Origin of the sequence: Geobacillus sp. FSL W8-0026 (genome assembly GCF_037966255.1) — a bacterium.
Lineage (GTDB): Bacteria > Bacillota > Bacilli > Bacillales > Anoxybacillaceae > Geobacillus > Geobacillus icigianus.
This window is the reverse complement of sequence record NZ_CP150194.1, coordinates 373,976-389,659: the sequence shown is the minus strand read 5'-3', so window position 1 is coordinate 389,659 and position 15,684 is coordinate 373,976. Positions and strand designations below refer to the sequence as shown.

General features: G+C 44.2%; 16 protein-coding genes and 1 pseudogene. 6 read left to right on the top strand and 11 right to left on the bottom strand.

The window, feature by feature from the left end:
- Positions 1–132: 132 nt before the first annotated feature.
- From NST29_RS02095 to comX, 3 genes are read right to left on the bottom strand one after another with little or no spacing between them, the layout of a single operon-like run.
- On the bottom strand, positions 133–801 hold the full coding sequence (locus NST29_RS02095; RefSeq protein WP_033842560.1) for a response regulator transcription factor: 669 nt from the start codon (positions 799–801) through the stop codon (positions 133–135).
- 25 nt (positions 802–826) lie between these two features.
- Positions 827–3,076 (bottom strand): ATP-binding protein, encoded by a 2,250-nt coding sequence (locus NST29_RS02090; RefSeq protein ID WP_033842561.1) that lies wholly within the window; start codon positions 3,074–3,076, stop codon positions 827–829.
- A 6-nt stretch (positions 3,077–3,082) separates the two neighbouring features.
- The gene (gene comX, locus NST29_RS02085) at positions 3,083–3,241 is read right to left on the bottom strand and encodes a competence pheromone ComX (RefSeq protein ID WP_033842562.1); all 159 of its coding nucleotides are present in this window, start codon (positions 3,239–3,241) and stop codon (positions 3,083–3,085) included.
- Between the two features lie 527 nt (positions 3,242–3,768).
- Here comX and NST29_RS02080 point away from each other — a divergent pair.
- From NST29_RS02080 to NST29_RS02065, 4 genes are read left to right on the top strand one after another with little or no spacing between them, the layout of a single operon-like run.
- Complete coding sequence (locus NST29_RS02080; RefSeq protein ID WP_033842564.1) at positions 3,769–4,461, top strand: lantibiotic protection ABC transporter ATP-binding protein; 693 nt, start codon at positions 3,769–3,771, stop codon at positions 4,459–4,461.
- Between the two features lie 15 nt (positions 4,462–4,476).
- The gene (locus tag NST29_RS02075) at positions 4,477–5,223 is read left to right on the top strand and encodes a lantibiotic immunity ABC transporter MutE/EpiE family permease subunit (RefSeq protein ID WP_033844711.1); all 747 of its coding nucleotides are present in this window, start codon (positions 4,477–4,479) and stop codon (positions 5,221–5,223) included.
- A gap of 1 nt (position 5,224) precedes the next feature.
- Positions 5,225–6,013 (top strand): lantibiotic immunity ABC transporter MutG family permease subunit, encoded by a 789-nt coding sequence (locus tag NST29_RS02070; RefSeq protein WP_033842565.1) that lies wholly within the window; start codon positions 5,225–5,227, stop codon positions 6,011–6,013.
- A 39-nt stretch (positions 6,014–6,052) separates the two neighbouring features.
- Positions 6,053–6,487, top strand: coding sequence for a NisI/SpaI family lantibiotic immunity lipoprotein (locus NST29_RS02065; protein WP_033842566.1), 435 nt, complete (start codon positions 6,053–6,055; stop codon positions 6,485–6,487).
- Between the two features lie 49 nt (positions 6,488–6,536).
- Here the strand turns inward: NST29_RS02065 and NST29_RS02060 are convergent, their stop codons facing one another.
- The 7 genes from NST29_RS02060 to NST29_RS02030 all read right to left on the bottom strand — a co-directional run bounded on the left by NST29_RS02060 (position 6,537) and on the right by NST29_RS02030 (position 12,196).
- Positions 6,537–7,982 (bottom strand): HAMP domain-containing sensor histidine kinase, encoded by a 1,446-nt coding sequence (locus tag NST29_RS02060; protein WP_033842567.1) that lies wholly within the window; start codon positions 7,980–7,982, stop codon positions 6,537–6,539.
- Complete coding sequence (locus tag NST29_RS02055) at positions 7,969–8,667, bottom strand: response regulator transcription factor (protein WP_033020709.1); 699 nt, start codon at positions 8,665–8,667, stop codon at positions 7,969–7,971. Before NST29_RS02055 ends, NST29_RS02060 begins: the two co-directional genes overlap by 14 nt.
- Positions 8,668–8,714: 47 nt before the next feature.
- The gene (locus NST29_RS02050) at positions 8,715–9,368 is read right to left on the bottom strand and encodes an ABC transporter ATP-binding protein (RefSeq protein ID WP_033020703.1); all 654 of its coding nucleotides are present in this window, start codon (positions 9,366–9,368) and stop codon (positions 8,715–8,717) included.
- Between the two features lie 12 nt (positions 9,369–9,380).
- On the bottom strand, positions 9,381–10,082 hold the full coding sequence (locus tag NST29_RS02045) for a hypothetical protein (RefSeq protein ID WP_033020704.1): 702 nt from the start codon (positions 10,080–10,082) through the stop codon (positions 9,381–9,383).
- Positions 10,079–10,819, bottom strand: coding sequence for a hypothetical protein (locus NST29_RS02040; protein ID WP_033020705.1), 741 nt, complete (start codon positions 10,817–10,819; stop codon positions 10,079–10,081). Before NST29_RS02040 ends, NST29_RS02045 begins: the two co-directional genes overlap by 4 nt.
- A complete protein-coding gene (locus NST29_RS02035) occupies positions 10,803–11,684 on the bottom strand; it encodes an NADH dehydrogenase (protein WP_033020706.1) in 882 nt (293 codons plus the stop codon). The genes NST29_RS02040 and NST29_RS02035 overlap by 17 nt, the downstream gene beginning before the upstream one ends.
- 122 nt (positions 11,685–11,806) lie before the next feature.
- Positions 11,807–12,196 carry a hypothetical protein gene (locus NST29_RS02030; RefSeq protein WP_033020707.1) on the bottom strand — a complete coding sequence of 130 codons (390 nt, stop codon included), beginning with the start codon at positions 12,194–12,196 and terminating at the stop codon, positions 11,807–11,809.
- 382 nt (positions 12,197–12,578) lie between these two features.
- Here NST29_RS02030 and NST29_RS02025 point away from each other — a divergent pair.
- A pseudogene (locus NST29_RS02025) lies at positions 12,579–13,109 on the top strand (winged helix-turn-helix domain-containing protein).
- Positions 13,110–13,129: 20 nt separating this feature from the next.
- Entirely contained in the window at positions 13,130–13,636 is a 507-nt protein-coding gene (locus NST29_RS02020) for an IS630 family transposase (RefSeq protein ID WP_231559776.1), read from the top strand.
- A gap of 637 nt (positions 13,637–14,273) precedes the next feature.
- Here NST29_RS02020 and NST29_RS02015 read toward each other — a convergent pair.
- Positions 14,274–15,578 carry a homocysteine synthase gene (locus NST29_RS02015; protein WP_033018421.1) on the bottom strand — a complete coding sequence of 435 codons (1,305 nt, stop codon included), beginning with the start codon at positions 15,576–15,578 and terminating at the stop codon, positions 14,274–14,276.
- Between the last annotated feature and the right edge of the window lie 106 nt (positions 15,579–15,684).

Sequence of the window (15,684 nt, the reverse complement as noted above, 5' to 3'; positions counted from 1 at the left end):
TTAAAATTATTCTTACTCATCCTAATTATACATCCATTTTCTTTCCTCCTCACCGCCAACCTGTGTCGGAACCCCGCCATTTTGTGGCGGAATACCGACACGAGATAGCAGACCCCAAAAAAGAAAACGCCCTCACCGATCCGATGAAGGCGTTAACATATGGAGCTCTGGAATGAACCCTAGTTGTTTGGCTTTTTCCACGGCTTCTACCCTCGAAGATACATGCAGCTTTGTGAAAATGCGCGATAGATGCCGTTCTACACTTCGTTGGCTTATATAGTGTTTTTTAGCAATATCTTTATTGCTTAAACCGTTGGCCACCTCGAATAATATTTCTTGCTCGAACTGACTCAGCGCAACATGTTCTTCATTTTCTTCCATCTTGGCCTTGACTTCGCAAAGATGCAGTTGGCGCAGTAAATGCACAGGAATGACCGCTTCATCTCTTAACGCACAACGAATCGCTGTAATCAATTGCTCGCTCGTTGCCGTTTTACTGACAAAACCTGTAATGCCTGATTCAATCAAATAATTCAAAAAAGGAGCAACATCATATCCGGTATAGATGACAATTTTCGCATTCGGTTGTTTTTGGAGAATTCGTTTACTTAATTCGATACCGTTCATATCTGGCATACGCCAATCAAGCAAATACACATCATAAGTTTGTTGTTCCATCATCTGTTCCGCTTCTGTGCCAGATGTCACAAGTTCTACTTGAAAATCTTGTTCACTCTCAAGCATATTCTTTGTTCCTTCACCAACAAGGCGATGATCATCGACAACCAAAATGTGAATCATCGAGTCCTTTTTCTCCTTCCCATACCTATAATGGAATGGCAATCCGTATATCCAGCCCCTTACCTAGTTGTGACGTCATCTTGAATGTTCCACCTAAGCCTTGCACGCGCTCTTTGATCCCAAACAAACCAAGCTTTCCATCACAATGATTTAATTTTTCCATGTCTATACCTATACCATTGTCAACATAATGAAGTTGAACCTCCTCATTTTGGACCTCCAATGTGAGTTGAATATACGACGCCTGCGAATGTTTCATCGCATTGTTTAATAATTCTTGGATCATCCGATAAATAGCAAGCTCCCGTTCTTCCTCCAATTTGGCTGATAAATGAACATTCCATTCGATTTTTATATTCGCACGTAATTGGAATCGTTGGATTAACTGTACGATCGCTTCCTCTAATCCGATTTGACTCAAAAATGGCGGTCTTAATTCATGGCATATCTCTCTTGTTACATCAATCATATCTACGATTTCTTCTTCAATGTAGTTTAGCTGCTTTTTCATTTCTTCCACACGCATATTTTGAAAGCGCAAGCTCTCCACTTTCCGTTTTAAAACAATTAAATCTTGAAGAATCGTATCGTGCAAGTCAATGGCTAACTTTCTTCGTTCCTTTTCCGACCATTGAAAGATCAAACGAGTGAGCCAAACAGAATTACGTCTTTGCTTTACATGGTTGAGCTCTTTTATCAAATCCTCTACTTTTACCATATTTTCCATCGTGACGCTGGCATAATAGACAATGGTGGATAACCAATCTTTTTGTTCTGACCGGAATGGAATAGGATGTTTCTTTTTTCCGATTAATAGTAAAGGACTTTGGCGGAATGAACCTACAAAAACCGCAAACAAACGCTTATTTTCAATCAGTTTTCCAATCGAAAGTGGTTGTCTATCCATCTTTTTGGTTAACTTCGTCCACTCTTTTTCATCGCAATGAAACGGGGCTTGCATACTTCTGATCGCTTGTACAAAAGCTAGATTCTCTATATCTAATACTTCTCTTACCTCTTTTTCTAGGCATTGGATCACTTCCCGCATGTTTTTCTGTTTTTTTAATGTTTCACCGATCCGATAGATACTTTCTTGATAACAGTCTTTTTGTACGTATAACTTCGTCCTTAATGTTCGATCGAAATATCCTTTTGAATAGAGAGCAAGGATATTTATTCCATAAATCAGTAAAAACAACAAAGCGAGTTCAACAAGTCTCCTCGCTTCATTGACAAATTTGGCATAAAGCAACGTAACAAGAAAAGCTGGAAGTAATGATAAAAAAGCATAGTACACAAAGCGATTGATAGAAAACGGCAATCGAAATAGCCGATCCGTACAAATCAAATAAAGAAAGACGGATGGCAACACAAAAAGCGAAATAACGGTTAATTCGGCTGGTAGTACCCATTTTCCAATGATTAGAACCGGGAGACTATAAAATAAAACAAATGGCGCGGCAGATAACCCTATGGACAAAAGCAAACCTTTGACTGTATGTTGCTGTTCATCTTTATTAAGATAAACCCATCCTTTTCCTAACAAAGCAAGAATGGTACCTATATTGATAAGGAATGTCGCCAATAGAACTTCCGCTTCACTTAGTAAATGAGATAAAGAAATAACGAAGGCAACGAAGTTAAAACTATAAAGAGAAAGAACGATTTTTTTCGTAAACCATCCTTTCTTTTCTCTTTCAAAATAATGATAAATGAAATGCAGAAAGACAGCAGGCAATTGTAAAAATATAGCGTTAAACATGTAACGCCCAAACGGTACATATTTCGCTGATAAGCTGGCACTGATATAACAAAGCCCCGCCAGCAATAAAAAGTAAATGAGGACGGTCGCCGATTGGTCATTCAGCCGTAGACGAAGCAAAAACATGCTTAAACTAACAGCGAATAGAAAAAAACCCAATGGCAAGGCAATATAATATAGCCATTGTTTCGCTCCATGCGATCGATCGTCAACCGTCAATGTTTGGATTTGCTTTTCTCTCTGAATCGTTATTGTTTTCGCTTGTTCAATTGTTTTGTATTTCCGGACAGTAAAATGGGAGAGCGGGGGCTTTCCATCCACTTTCAACACTTGATCATGAAGATGAATACCATGTTTTTTTGCCCAACCAAACTCGTAAATATCGTTAACAATAACATCACCATTGTTATTTTCTACCACCTCCATACCGATCAATGGATGTCTAACATTTAAAATGGTTAAATATAGTGCTACCATCAAAGCAACAACCATTACCATGACCATTCGACTCATCGTTATCTACTTCCAATATCCGAGCGGTTCCGTCGATTCACTAAATACCCTTACAACCGCTTTTACCTCTAACTCACTTAAGCCGATCAAGCTCACCGTACCATTTTGTAATTTTTCGATGACTTCCGGATGTTCGATTAAAAAGCGAATGATTTCTTTTTCCATCCTTTCACCCCAATAGAGGAATTACAACAAAACTCGCGGAGTTCCTTCTTCAAACGAATTGAAATTTATAATGATCCCTTGTTCTTCATCGCCCACTGATGTCGATGCTACTTTTGGGGGAATCTTCCCGCGAAACGGTTGGACTCAAAAAAAAAAACGGGACGCTCACAAGTGAACGCCCTTTCCGTCGATTTTTAGGTTGAGTGAATCCATTTCAATACCAGCACCTGTTTTTGGATTACTTTTTAGTCCTTCCGCTTTTAACCATTTTATCGCTTTGTTAAATTCACGTTCATTATGCCAAATTGAGAACGATAAAACCTGCTTTTGCTTCGTCGATCTCTCCCATATCCTCGTTTTTCCTCATAGAGCCAATCCGAAAAAAAAAACATCAGCCATGTGCCCTTTTCTTATAAAAACATTAGATGAAGTGATTAATATGGAAACCGTACGGGAACCGCCTTATCGTTGCGCTGATATCAGCCTAAAACCGCCTAGCGTGTCCCGATAATGAAAGGAGAATGAACATGGAAAAGTATATGTTAGAAACCCATCATGTAAGCAAAATGTTCGGAAAACAACTCGCTGTTGATGATGTGTCCATGAAAGTTCAAAAACATACTGTGTATGGCTTGCTCGGACCAAACGGAGCCGGAAAGTCCACGCTTTTAAAGATATTGACAGGGCTTTTGCGTCCTACGAAAGGGGAAATCGTGATCAACGGCCATCCTTGGAGCCGGAAAGACTTAAAACATATCGGTGCGCTGATCGAATCTCCTGCTCTTTACGGCAATTTAACCGCTCATGAAAACTTGCTTGTTTACGCCAAATTACTCGGGCTGCCCGAGTCGCGCATCCGGGAAGTTTTGCATCTTGTCGGTTTAGAAAACACTGGGAAAAAGAAAGCCGCGCAATTTTCTCTTGGGATGAAGCAAAGGTTGGGAATCGCCAAAGCTCTTTTGCATCATCCCCAACTGCTCATCCTTGACGAACCAACCAATGGATTGGATCCATTAGGCATACAAGACTTGCGAAAGCTGATTCGATCCTTTACACAAAACGGAATCACTGTCATTTTATCGAGCCATATTTTGTCCGAAGTGAAACAATTAGCGGATTATATTGGCATTATCCAAAACGGGAAACTCATGTATGAAGGGAAAATCGACGAGAGCCAAGATCTCGAAAAACTGTTTATTGATGTAGTGAGCAAACAGTGAGGGAGGATGGAGACGATGCTCAATATGTTCGAATCAGAACGTTTAAAGTATCAACGAACATTTGCGAAGAAATTGGTGTTTATTGCCCCGCTTTTCTTTATCCTATACGCCGTCATTACTATGCCGGCCATGAATTCGGCACACAACTATTTTGAATACACGGTGTTCAATTGGTGGCCATTGATTTTCGTTCCGATTGGCACCGCGTTGATCGCTTCCTTGTCAATCATGAGAGAGAAAAAGTCGGGAAACGATAAAGCGTTACGCTGTCTCGATATTAGCATAACAGGTCTATGGTGGAGCAAAATCGCCGTCGTCGCCTATTATCTGTTGCTTTCTACCGTGGAACTGATCATCTTGCTTGTTTTATTGAAATGGTTGGTACCTAGCAGCCTTTCATCCGCTGTGGTCGCTGGATGCGCCGGCTTGGTCATTTGGTTGACCTCTTTATCGTATATCCCAATCGGATTGTTTGTGGCCGAACGGTTTGGGATCGTCGTTTCGATCATTGTCAGCGTCATTGGCCTCGCTGTGGGAGTGATCGCAGCAACAACGCCTTATTGGCTGTTCATTCCATGGAGTTGGGGCATGAGGTTGATGTGCCCGATCGTCGGGGTTCATCCTAACGGGGTTCCCTTGAAAACAGGGGATCCGCTCTCGGATCCTTCGGTCATTCCCATCGGCTTAGCGATGGCTCTTGCCATGTTTCTGCTCTTATCTTTTCTAACCGCCGTTTGGTTTGCGCGAAAGGAAGTGTATTGACATGTCGTTTCTACGCCTTCTGTCCTCCGAATGGCTCAAAACGAAACGCACCGCGATTCGGCTGATGATGATCATCACGCCAATCAGTTATTCGCTTTTGATGGTGTGGTATTTTTCACACTATCACACCATCATGTTCCTAGAAACGAAAATATACGAAGCATTTTTTGAAGTGATGACCGTTTCCTTGCCGATCATCATCTCCCTGCTGACCGGGCTGATGGCCTATCAAGAAGAAAAAGCAGGAAGTTTCATGAACATCTTGACCGGCCCTGTATCCAAAATGAAATCGTATATTGGCAAGCTCACGCTGCTGATCTTTCTAGCAGGCGCGGACATCTTGCTCGCGACGCTGCTCATGCTCTTGGGCATGAAATACGTGCTCAAAGTGGCACCCATTCATGAACACGTCTTTTTGCAAGGAGCGGCGCTCTCCATCGTGGGCTCCCTTTTTCTTTTTTCCTTGCATCTGTTCATCAGCTTTGCCTTTGGAATGGGAGCCTCGATCGCCGTAGGAAGCGGTGGATTTCTCATTGCTGCTCTGCTCGGGGCAACATCGTTAGGCGACCACATTTGGATGTATGTCCCTTGGACATGGGCTGTGCGTCTTTCCCAACTCCCCCTTCTGTCAATGCCCGAAATCAAGCAAGCCGTAGGGGAGCTGTTGTTGCATTCGTATTCCCTATCATTGCGGGAGGGAACGGCCTATGCTCTTCTAAGCTTTCTCATCGCAACCGTCATCGGTTCCATCTGGTTTCAGCGTTGGGAAGGAAACAAACCGCACGAATGACATTTCTCCCTCGTCAGGGAAATGTAAGGAGGGCAAACGATGAAACATTCCATTTTGCTCGTCATATGGATCGGTATTTTCTTTATCGGAGGCTGTTCCGTGATCAGCGACTTAAAAAAGACCGCCACACAAAATATGGAGATCGACCGACAATTGCCAAAATACGAGCTGAACAAGGACAATTTGCAAGAAATTCGCTACCAAGGCCGAATCTACGTGATTCAAGCTGCCAAAGTCGATCGACAGCACTTGAACAAACCGATCGGAAAAGTAGCGGAGACGATTACAATCAATGAACATCACCGCATTTTGAGCAAAAAGGAGCTGCGAAAAATCGAAATCATTCCCGACCAAAAAGACGAAAAACGAACTCATTTGAACTTTGGTTGGGTATACAGCATCAAAGGCGTAAACCCGGAGGAAGAAGTGGCCGTTACGGTGAACCATCAATTTCTCATCGCCAAAAGGAAATAACCGCCAAACGATCGCAGCTAGGGAGGCCCCCTAGCTGCATCCTCCACTTCTACAACGGCGGGAAGGTCCTAAAATGATCAAGAGACAGCTCCTTAATATAAAATTCAACCGTTGCGCCGCCTTTGTCATTGTTGTACGCCCAAATGTCCCCACCATGATGATTGACGATTTGTTTCGCAATATACAGCCCCAATCCGACATGATGTTTATACTGCTTATCTTGATAAAAAGGCTGGAACAACAAAGACGTATCGTTTTCTTTAAACCCCGTTCCTGTGTCTGAACAGCGAAAATAAATTTTGCACGCATTCCCCTCTTCTTCATCATGCACTTCCAACGTAATTTCTCCGCTTTTTGTAAACCTCAAACTGTTGTATAAAATATTGTCCAACACTCTCATGACCATTGCTTCATCAAGCACATAAGACGATCGTTGCAAATTCACATCAAAGCAAATCGCTAGCGATGGTTGACGAGAAACCATGGTTGAGAGCTCTCGTTTCTTCTCATCAAGCATTTGCTTTACATCCACTTCTTTTGCGTTCAATAAGAAGTGGCTCTTCTCCACTTTATAGAGCAACGACAAATTATCCGTCAACATGGTCATCTTTCCACAGTTTTTACGAATGATCTCTAAGTGGGGCGTGACATCAAAGCGGTCCGACTTTCTCAAATCTTGAATCAAATCAATTTGGCCTTGGATGACCGTTACTGGCGTTCGAATATCATGCGCGATCGATGACACCATCATTTTTCGTTCGTCATCGGTCTTTGCTAAACGTTCCACCATTTCTTTCAACGCACTGATCATGGCATTAAAGGAATTCTGGATTTTCATAAACTCTTTTCTTTTCAACCCCGAGACGTGAAAATCAAAATTCCCGCTGGCAATGTGATCAGACGCCGCGAGCAACAATTTGATATTGTGAAACAATGATTGGTACAGCCTAGATGTAAAGAAAATCAAATAGACAATAAAAAAGAGCAATGGAGAAATCAGCAACGCAGCATAAATGAACACAGGTTCCAAGCGCTTTTGATTGTTAATGATAAACCCAAAAGGTGCTTTCAACACATATACCGCCTGAATGGCGTTATCATGCTTCAAGGGAATGAACCGATACACATAGCTTCCTTTTACAATCTCACGGTTGATCGATTGACTAATATCCACTTGATCGTCTATAATTTCTCGATCACCATACAGATGCTTACCGCTGATGTCTACAACTTCTCCCTGTATCTTTTCACTGTAACGATGGATGGGAATGAATCTCCCCTTGAAAATCGCCTCTTCGTTTTCTTTTATCTTTTTTTCTATCAAATCCAAATCTTTGACGAAATAATTGGTCGGTTTCACCACATCGTTCGTGGCTAATGTAATAATCAAGTAGATTAAGCATAAATAAGTAACGACCGAAGAGATTGCCGTTGCCAACACGACTTTCACAACTAACAAATAAAAATCTCGTTTAATCGTTTTATCCTTTTTCATCGGTCACATCCCATTTATAACCGAGCCCATATAATGTTTGAATATAAGACGTGTCCGGGTCGACCGCCTTGATTTTCTTACGAATATTTTTAATGCTTTCTGTAACAGTGTCTAACTGGCTGTCGGAGTCAATCCCCCATACTCGTTCAAAGATTCTTTCTTTGGAGAAAACGACCTTTTTATTGAGCATTAACAGCTTCACAATCTCATATTCTTTTTTTGTTAACGGTAATTTCTTTCCTTTACAAAAGACTTCGTTAGCCAAAAGATCAATCGTAATATGTTTCGAACTCAAAAGATATCTCTCGTTTGAACGAATCCGTTCTTCCCTTCGTAGATGGGAATCAATTCGCGCCTTCAATTCCTTTAAGCTGAACGGTTTGGTGATGTAATCATCCCCACCGATCGCCAGCGCTTGAACCTTATCTTCCTCCATCGCTTTGGCGCTGACAAATAAAATGGGACAATCCACCCGATCGCGAATGATGGTGCACAGTTCCATCCCATCAATGCCTTCCATCATGATATCGAGCAAAATTAAATCAACATGTTCGTTCATTGCTTTCAACGCTTCCATCCCGCTGTGGGCCGTTTCTACCTGATAATGATGAAGCTCCAAATATTGTTTGATTGTACAGCAAATGTCTTCCTCGTCGTCGATAACTAAAATTTTCTTTTTGTTCATCTTTTGCTCCCCCATATTCGCGAATTTCGACATGACACCCATGACGGTCATTCTGACGCAATATGGGTCATCCCGGTAATCATCCCTTCATTCATTGCATACACTTCGTGGCATAATGACTGGATGTCCACCTTGTTGTGAGACGTCAACAAAATGGTGCAGCCTCTTTTGTTTTCTTCCCGAATCATTTGGTATACTTGATCCACTGATTTTTCATCCAACGCATTCATCGGTTCGTCGAGCAGCATCAACTGCGGCTTCTCCATGATGCACTGTGCGATACCCAGTCTTTGTCTCATTCCAAGAGAGTAGGCTTTCACCGGCCTTTTATCATGCGGATCCAACCCTACCCGCTCCATTGCCTCTTTTACCTCGCGCTCGCCGATTTTGTTTTGAATCATGGCTAAAAAATGCAAATTATCGAATCCTGAGTATTGTTCAAGGAAACCTGGTTTTTCCAATAAAACAGAAATATCGCTCGGAAAGGATACATCTTGGTGCAACGTCTGGCCAAATACCGCCACCGTGCCGGTGGACGGCTTCACCAATCCACTGATGACTCGGAATAACATCGTTTTCCCTGATCCGTTCGGCCCGACGAATCCATAAATCTTTCCTTTTTCCAATTCCAAGTTGATATGGCGCAACACTTCTCTTCCTTTTATCGTTTTGGAAACATTGGACAAGACGATCGCCTTCATATCGAACCCCTCCTAGATATAATCCGCGTTCTTCACTCTTTTGACCGTCCAATACCCGAACAGACCAATCAACAAGAGCTCCACAAACAGAGCCAACCACACGATAAGACCGCCCCGCAAATGATCGACCATGCTGTAGTACAACGGAACGAAAGCCATCGGCTGCTTCACACCTATAAAAAACAAAGCGAGAATGACGGCATTAGCCAAATGATTCGTCGCGTGTACCTTCAAACACATCCACACGCTGGCATGCCAATACAAATTCACAGCAATGCAAATGAACATGACCACTAACGAACGGTCAAACGAAACCGCCATATGCGACACAAAGAGACCGAAAACGCTAGCGATCAAAAACGCCGCCAATACATACACCAATGTAAACGGAACAGCTACCAGCAGCCTAGCTATCGTGTACGACGTCGTATCCCTTAACAAAATGAACAGTGTATGTTCAAAATATTGATCACGTTTTTTCCAAACGATTTGGAGCAACACCACATAACCGAAACAAAACATCAGCCAATACATCCAATTTGAGATCGTCACCGCTCCGAATAAGCGGGCGAATAACTCCGGTAGGTGTTGGGAAGAAAACGCCTCTGACCTGATGGACATCATAGTGCCCAACAGCGGGAATAAAAGGCAGGTCATCATCATTTTTTTGAACTCCATTTTGATGAGAGTAAACTCCAAATCCATTCGTTTCATAAAAGATCATCCTGAACATAGTAGTTTTTGTTGTTTGACGAAAACCGAATCATATGGATCAACAGCAACATCATCAAAACGAAAACTAGGATTGTCCAAACGGGAGACACTCTCTCACTGATGTAAAATACGTACGGTATCATCTTGAAGGTGAACATATCCAATATGGCCAGCGTGATAACCGTTACGACGCTGAAAAAACGGTTCGCCCAAAAATCGGTTAGCCACACAAACATCAACCCGAATATCGCTGTGAGCAAAAAATACGTAATAAGAAAATAAAGGAACGAGCTTTTGTCCCCACGATGTGGCACGTATAAAAAAGCCGCATGGACGTTCTTTATGTTGGGATATATAATATATTTCACCAACGTTGTACATAATCCGCCTACTGCGACAACCCAAAGAGACATACAGACAGCTAAGGCGAGGACGAGCAGCGCTTTATGCATCCCAATCTGTCCCCGGGTGCGGTATCTTCTTAGGATCATCCACGTATTGGTTCGCAACATTGAACCTAAAAGAAATAAAAACGCAGGCAGATGGAAAAATTCATACCGATAGAGCAAGATAAACTCTTTTAGACTATGCCATTTGCCAATCGTGATTGATCCCCATGGCAGGACGGCTGCAAACATCAACAAGGCAATGACGCCTAGAACGGTCTTGATGACGGTTCGATGCAACGTTACATCTTGCCAAATGAAAAAAACACTCTGTTTACAGAACATCTTCACTTTTCTTCACTCCATACGAAAATACCCCTACCGCGATCAACAATTGGAGGACAAACACGATGGCCATTTTCCAGTAGGCCAATCCTTCTACTGGTTGTGAAGGAAGTAAGAAATTAAACGGATCCCAAGCAAGTTGGCCGATGATGGTCAGCACCGCCCAACAAAGCATATAAATGATTTGTGGCATCAACGTAATCAAATACCGATTTTTCAACAACAAGGAACATCCTAAACCAAGGCAGACGTAACCGCTGGCAAATAACCCCCCGATTACATAATAAACGAGTGTATACCAATAAGGGGAGATCTCCAGCAAAGATGAAAAAAGCGTTTTCTTTTCTCCCGCAAATGAGTTGTCCGGCAGCGGCAGCGTCCCGGCGATCAATTGCCGATATGCTTGGGAATAGCTCGAATAATCCCAATGATTCGTCAACAGATTCACCAGCACAACTCCCAGCACAAGAGGAAGGAGGAACAAGAAAAAAGCGCTGATATAGGTAAACATAAACTTCCTTCGGTAATAAGCTCCTCTTCCCATCCGTGTCAATTGATAATGAACATTTCCGCTCTTTCGTTCACGATCCATCGAATCCACCAATGGGATCGATAACAATAGCGGGAAAAGGAAGTAATATAGAGATGAGAGTACGTTAAAGTGGAAGCCTCCTAGGCCAACCCATTCAAGGTGAGGCGATGCCAAGGCGAAAACATTAGGATTGTCGTGGTAAATTCGTTCAAGCAACTGCACATTTTCACGATAATCTTTCACTCCCAACACGACGGCGCCGATGACAAGCAGCAGCAGGCAGGCGGCGCTGATATAAAGGTTCTTATTTTTCAGAAGTTTAAGCAATTCCATATACATACGATCATCTCCCAATTCTTCTGTTTAAGGTCGGTCTTCTTCAACAAAATTGAAGAAGACCGACCCTGACGAAGAAAACCTCTCTCTTGTCCAAGTTGACTGAACATATCTATAAAAATCGATCAATTGTCGGGATAAAATTTGCCTGCGATGTCAACTGTAACGTAAGTGAAGGATGCATTTTCCGCCATTAATGAAACTTTTTTACCAACAGCGCTTTGATCGACAGTAAAATAACGCGTGTCATTATCGGTTACATTCAGCGCGGTTGGCGAAACTTTCGTGGAGCCTTGCTGAATCCACATATTCGCTTTATAATCGCTTCCAACAACCGAATTTTCCACTTTACTTTTACTGTTCGTCGCTTTATTGGCGCTCGCTAATTCCGTGTCAGCTCCAAAGCGCGGAAGAACTGTAGCATAGGTAACATAGGATGCTGCGCTAACTCCTCCTATCGCAATTAATGAGATAAAAGCAATCAAAGTAGTAACCATTTTCATTTTTTCCTTCATGATTCAATCTCCTCCTTCTAAACATGTTGTCGCTTAACCTGCTTTTTTTCTTCAAAAGTCCTTTAAGATGACATGTTTCAATAGCGGATGTTTATACGTTTTAAGTACAAGTGTCACAAAGAATGCATAGGAATTTCTCAATATCTCATATCATCCCCCTTTTAAATTTCAAAGTATAGGGACCGGTCCTGTGAAAATTATAATCTTTTTAAAAAAAAATGCAATATTTTCGTTAAATTTATATAAAAACCTTTAAAGAAAAAATTTTGAATAACCTTGGTACTATATACATGCTCATTAAAAGATTCACCTTCGTATAACTGGTGCCCACTCCGGTGATACTGCTCCTAAGGAAAAGCATGGGAAAGGAGCGGAATTCTGCATGAAACGTCTCAAAATCACCGACCATCACCGATGAACGCCCCGGAAACTCCGCAAGCAGGAACGGAAGATCAAAAACGCTCAGCTCCGCCAACGCGTGATGGCCGTCCGCCTGGTCATGGAAGGATATTTGGGCAAAGAGGTTGCTTCCATGGTCCATGTGTGCCGCCAAACCGTTTCCCATTATGTGTCGCTGTTTAACGAAGGCGGTCTTGAACTCCTGCTTCATCGGGATGTTGCCCCTTTGCGGGAGCCGTTTCTCACCGAAGAACAGCAGGAAGAGGTCAAACAACTCGTGTTGACCACGACCCCTGCGGAGCTGGGCTGGGACATCGCTTCGGCGTGGAATACGAAGATCCTTCAATCCTATGTGTACCACCGTTATGGCATCTCCATTTCCCGCGAAGCCTTGCGAAAACTCTTGCATCGAAAAGGGCGTTCTTGGACTCGGCCGACCTACACGTTGGCAAAAGGGGACCCGGACCGGCAAAAAAACTTCGAGAGACAAATGGATCTGATAAAAAAAAATTAATCGGTCCGGATTCCGTCCTGTTGTACATCGATGAAACGCCTATCCGGTCGTATCATGTACTGCGTACGACATGGTCGGAGGTTGGCCATCAAAAGCAAGTGCCGACGTTCGGCCATCATGCCCACGTATCGCTGTTTGGCGCGGTTAACGTCCATGACGGCGAAACGGTTCTTCATCCAGCAGGGGCGGCCAATGCGACAACGTTTTTGGATTTCCTGCGAGTTCTCAAAGAGCGTTACCCGGATCGGCTCATCGTCTTGGTGCTGGATAACGCCCGAATTCATCATGCCAAAATGGTGAGAGAGTGTTTGCGGGAAGAAGGACCGTGTTTTCACTTCATTTCCCTTCCTCCGTATTCTCCGCAACTGAATCCGATCGAACGCTTGTGGAAATGGCTGAAAGACACCGTCATCGCCAATGTGTTTCACAACGATCGAAACGATATCGCCCAAGCCATTGCCCGGTTTGTGGACTACATTCATGAACGCCCCGAGGAAGTGCTGCAACGCTTGGGGTGTGCAGCGTAATCGAGAAGTTAACTTTTCAAGGTGCATCTATCCTGAAAATACCCGAATTCCAAAATGCGTAGAGTTCCAGCATTCAACATAAGGACATTTTCATCCTTACGATGGTGACGAAAATGTTTCGTCATGGAAGTCTATATAGACAGCCGGTCATTCAAGAAGGAATGCCGCTTTCATCATTATTTCTCAAATAAAAAAGCCTACAACATCGCATTCATTCGCTGATCAACGAAAAACAGCCATTTTCACTACTCTTCTCTTCGATAAGCCAGCCATCTGTGAAAAACAGTATAAAACCTGATCCTAAGCATTTTCTAATGTCGCTGGAAACACGTTAGTTTTCGCAAGATTCCCCCCTCTCTTGACGACTCTTCCGCACCTTTGGCGGGTGTTGGTCAAGGGCGAATCCGGCTCTCTGCATGCCCCACGATGCTCAATGGGATGGTCTGTGTGGAGTTTTCATAGAACTTTTGACGCTACCCTTTACAGCCCTTTGCTCAGATCTTGACCTATGTCCCCGGAACGGGCTACAGTCAGCCTAACCGTATTATAACATATAATACATATAAATCAAGTAGTGAGAGAAAACAAAAACGGCTGGCCTCCATTCCGACCAGCCTTTGAGCTTACCTACTATTCGTTATCTCGCCGCCACCCCCTGACTCTGGCGAATGGCTTGGCGCAAGTCGTCCAAAATGTCATCGATCGACTCCGTGCCGACGGACAGGCGGACAAGACCCGGGGTGACGCCGGCGGACAGCTGTTCGTCCGGGCTCAGCTGCTCGTGCGTCGTGCTGGCCGGGTGGATGATGAGCGATTTCGAATCGCCGATGTTGGCCAAGTGCGAGAACAGCTTGACCGAGTCGATCAATGTTTTCCCGGCTTCGACGCCGCCTTTGATTTCAAAGGTGACGATCGCACCTTGCCCGTTTGGCAAATACTTTTTCGCCAGCTCATGCGACGGATGGCTTGGAAGCCCTGGATAGCTGACCGATTCGACAGCCGCTTCCGCTTCCAAAAATTTCGCAACGGCGAGGGCGTTTTCGCTATGGCGCTGCATCCGCAAGTGAAGCGTCTCCAACCCTTGCAACAGCAAAAATGCATTAAACGGGGACAGCGATGCCCCTAAGTCGCGCAACAGCTGGATGCGCGCTTTCGTGATGTACGCCGCTTCGCCGACGGCATCGACATACACCAACCCGTGGTAGCTTGGGTCGGGTTCGGTGAACTCCGGAAACTTGCCGCTTCCTTTCCAGTCAAACTTGCCGCTGTCCACAATCACGCCGCCGATCGAATTGCCGTGGCCGCCGATAAACTTCGTCGCCGAATGGACGACGATATCGGCGCCGAATTCAATCGGCCGCAGCAAGTACGGGCTGGCGACCGTGTTGTCGACAATGAGCGGAATGGCGTGGCGATGGGCGATGGCGGCGACCGCTTCGATGTCGAGCACATCGTTTTTCGGGTTGCCGATCGTTTCGGCAAACACTGCTTTCGTTTTGTCAGTAATGGCTTTTTCGAAGTTTTCCGGATCGGACGGATCGACAAACTTCACCGTAATGCCAAACTTGCGCAGCGTATGGGCGAACAAGTTGTACGTGCCGCCGTAAATGGACGAAGACGATACAATTTCATCGCCTGCTGAGGCGATGTTGATGATCGCATAAAACACCGCCGCCTGCCCCGATGAGAGCGCGAGCGCCCCGACGCCGCCTTCTAGCGCTGCGATCCGCTTTTCCAGCACATCGTTCGTCGGGTTCATAATGCGCGTATAAATAAACCCTTCCTCTTTTAGCCCAAACAAGTTGGCCGCGTGCTCACTGTCGCGGAAGACATACGAACTCGTCTGGTAAATCGGCACGGCCCGCGCGCCCGTTTCTCCATCCGGTTTTTGCCCGGCGTGGATGGCGAGCGTCTCCGGGCGGAATGTGCGTTCATTGCTCATCGTTTTCCTCCCCCTCGGTTTGGTTTCTTCCTCTCCCGCTCCTCTTGGTGTTGATATCCAACTAATCCAGTTGGTTTTATATAAAAATCTACCATTCCCATCGGGG

Bases quoted from the DNA above. Each gene is read 5' to 3' on its own strand.
- NST29_RS02095 (WP_033842560.1), bottom strand. From the start codon at position 801: ATGATTCACATTTTGGTTGTCGATGATCATCGCCTTGTTGGTGAAGGA.
- NST29_RS02090 (WP_033842561.1), bottom strand. From the start codon at position 3,076: ATGAGTCGAATGGTCATGGTAATGGTTGTTGCTTTGATGGTAGCACTA.
- comX (WP_033842562.1), bottom strand. From the start codon at position 3,241: ATGGAAAAAGAAATCATTCGCTTTTTAATCGAACATCCGGAAGTCATC.
- NST29_RS02080 (WP_033842564.1), top strand. From the start codon at position 3,769: ATGGAAAAGTATATGTTAGAAACCCATCATGTAAGCAAAATGTTCGGA.
- NST29_RS02075 (WP_033844711.1), top strand. From the start codon at position 4,477: ATGCTCAATATGTTCGAATCAGAACGTTTAAAGTATCAACGAACATTT.
- NST29_RS02070 (WP_033842565.1), top strand. From the start codon at position 5,225: ATGTCGTTTCTACGCCTTCTGTCCTCCGAATGGCTCAAAACGAAACGC.
- NST29_RS02065 (WP_033842566.1), top strand. From the start codon at position 6,053: ATGAAACATTCCATTTTGCTCGTCATATGGATCGGTATTTTCTTTATC.
- NST29_RS02060 (WP_033842567.1), bottom strand. From the start codon at position 7,982: ATGAAAAAGGATAAAACGATTAAACGAGATTTTTATTTGTTAGTTGTG.
- NST29_RS02055 (WP_033020709.1), bottom strand. From the start codon at position 8,667: ATGAACAAAAAGAAAATTTTAGTTATCGACGACGAGGAAGACATTTGC.
- NST29_RS02050 (WP_033020703.1), bottom strand. From the start codon at position 9,368: ATGAAGGCGATCGTCTTGTCCAATGTTTCCAAAACGATAAAAGGAAGA.
- NST29_RS02045 (WP_033020704.1), bottom strand. From the start codon at position 10,082: ATGAAACGAATGGATTTGGAGTTTACTCTCATCAAAATGGAGTTCAAA.
- NST29_RS02035 (WP_033020706.1), bottom strand. From the start codon at position 11,684: ATGTATATGGAATTGCTTAAACTTCTGAAAAATAAGAACCTTTATATC.
- NST29_RS02030 (WP_033020707.1), bottom strand. From the start codon at position 12,196: ATGAAGGAAAAAATGAAAATGGTTACTACTTTGATTGCTTTTATCTCA.
- NST29_RS02015 (WP_033018421.1), bottom strand. From the start codon at position 15,578: ATGAGCAATGAACGCACATTCCGCCCGGAGACGCTCGCCATCCACGCC.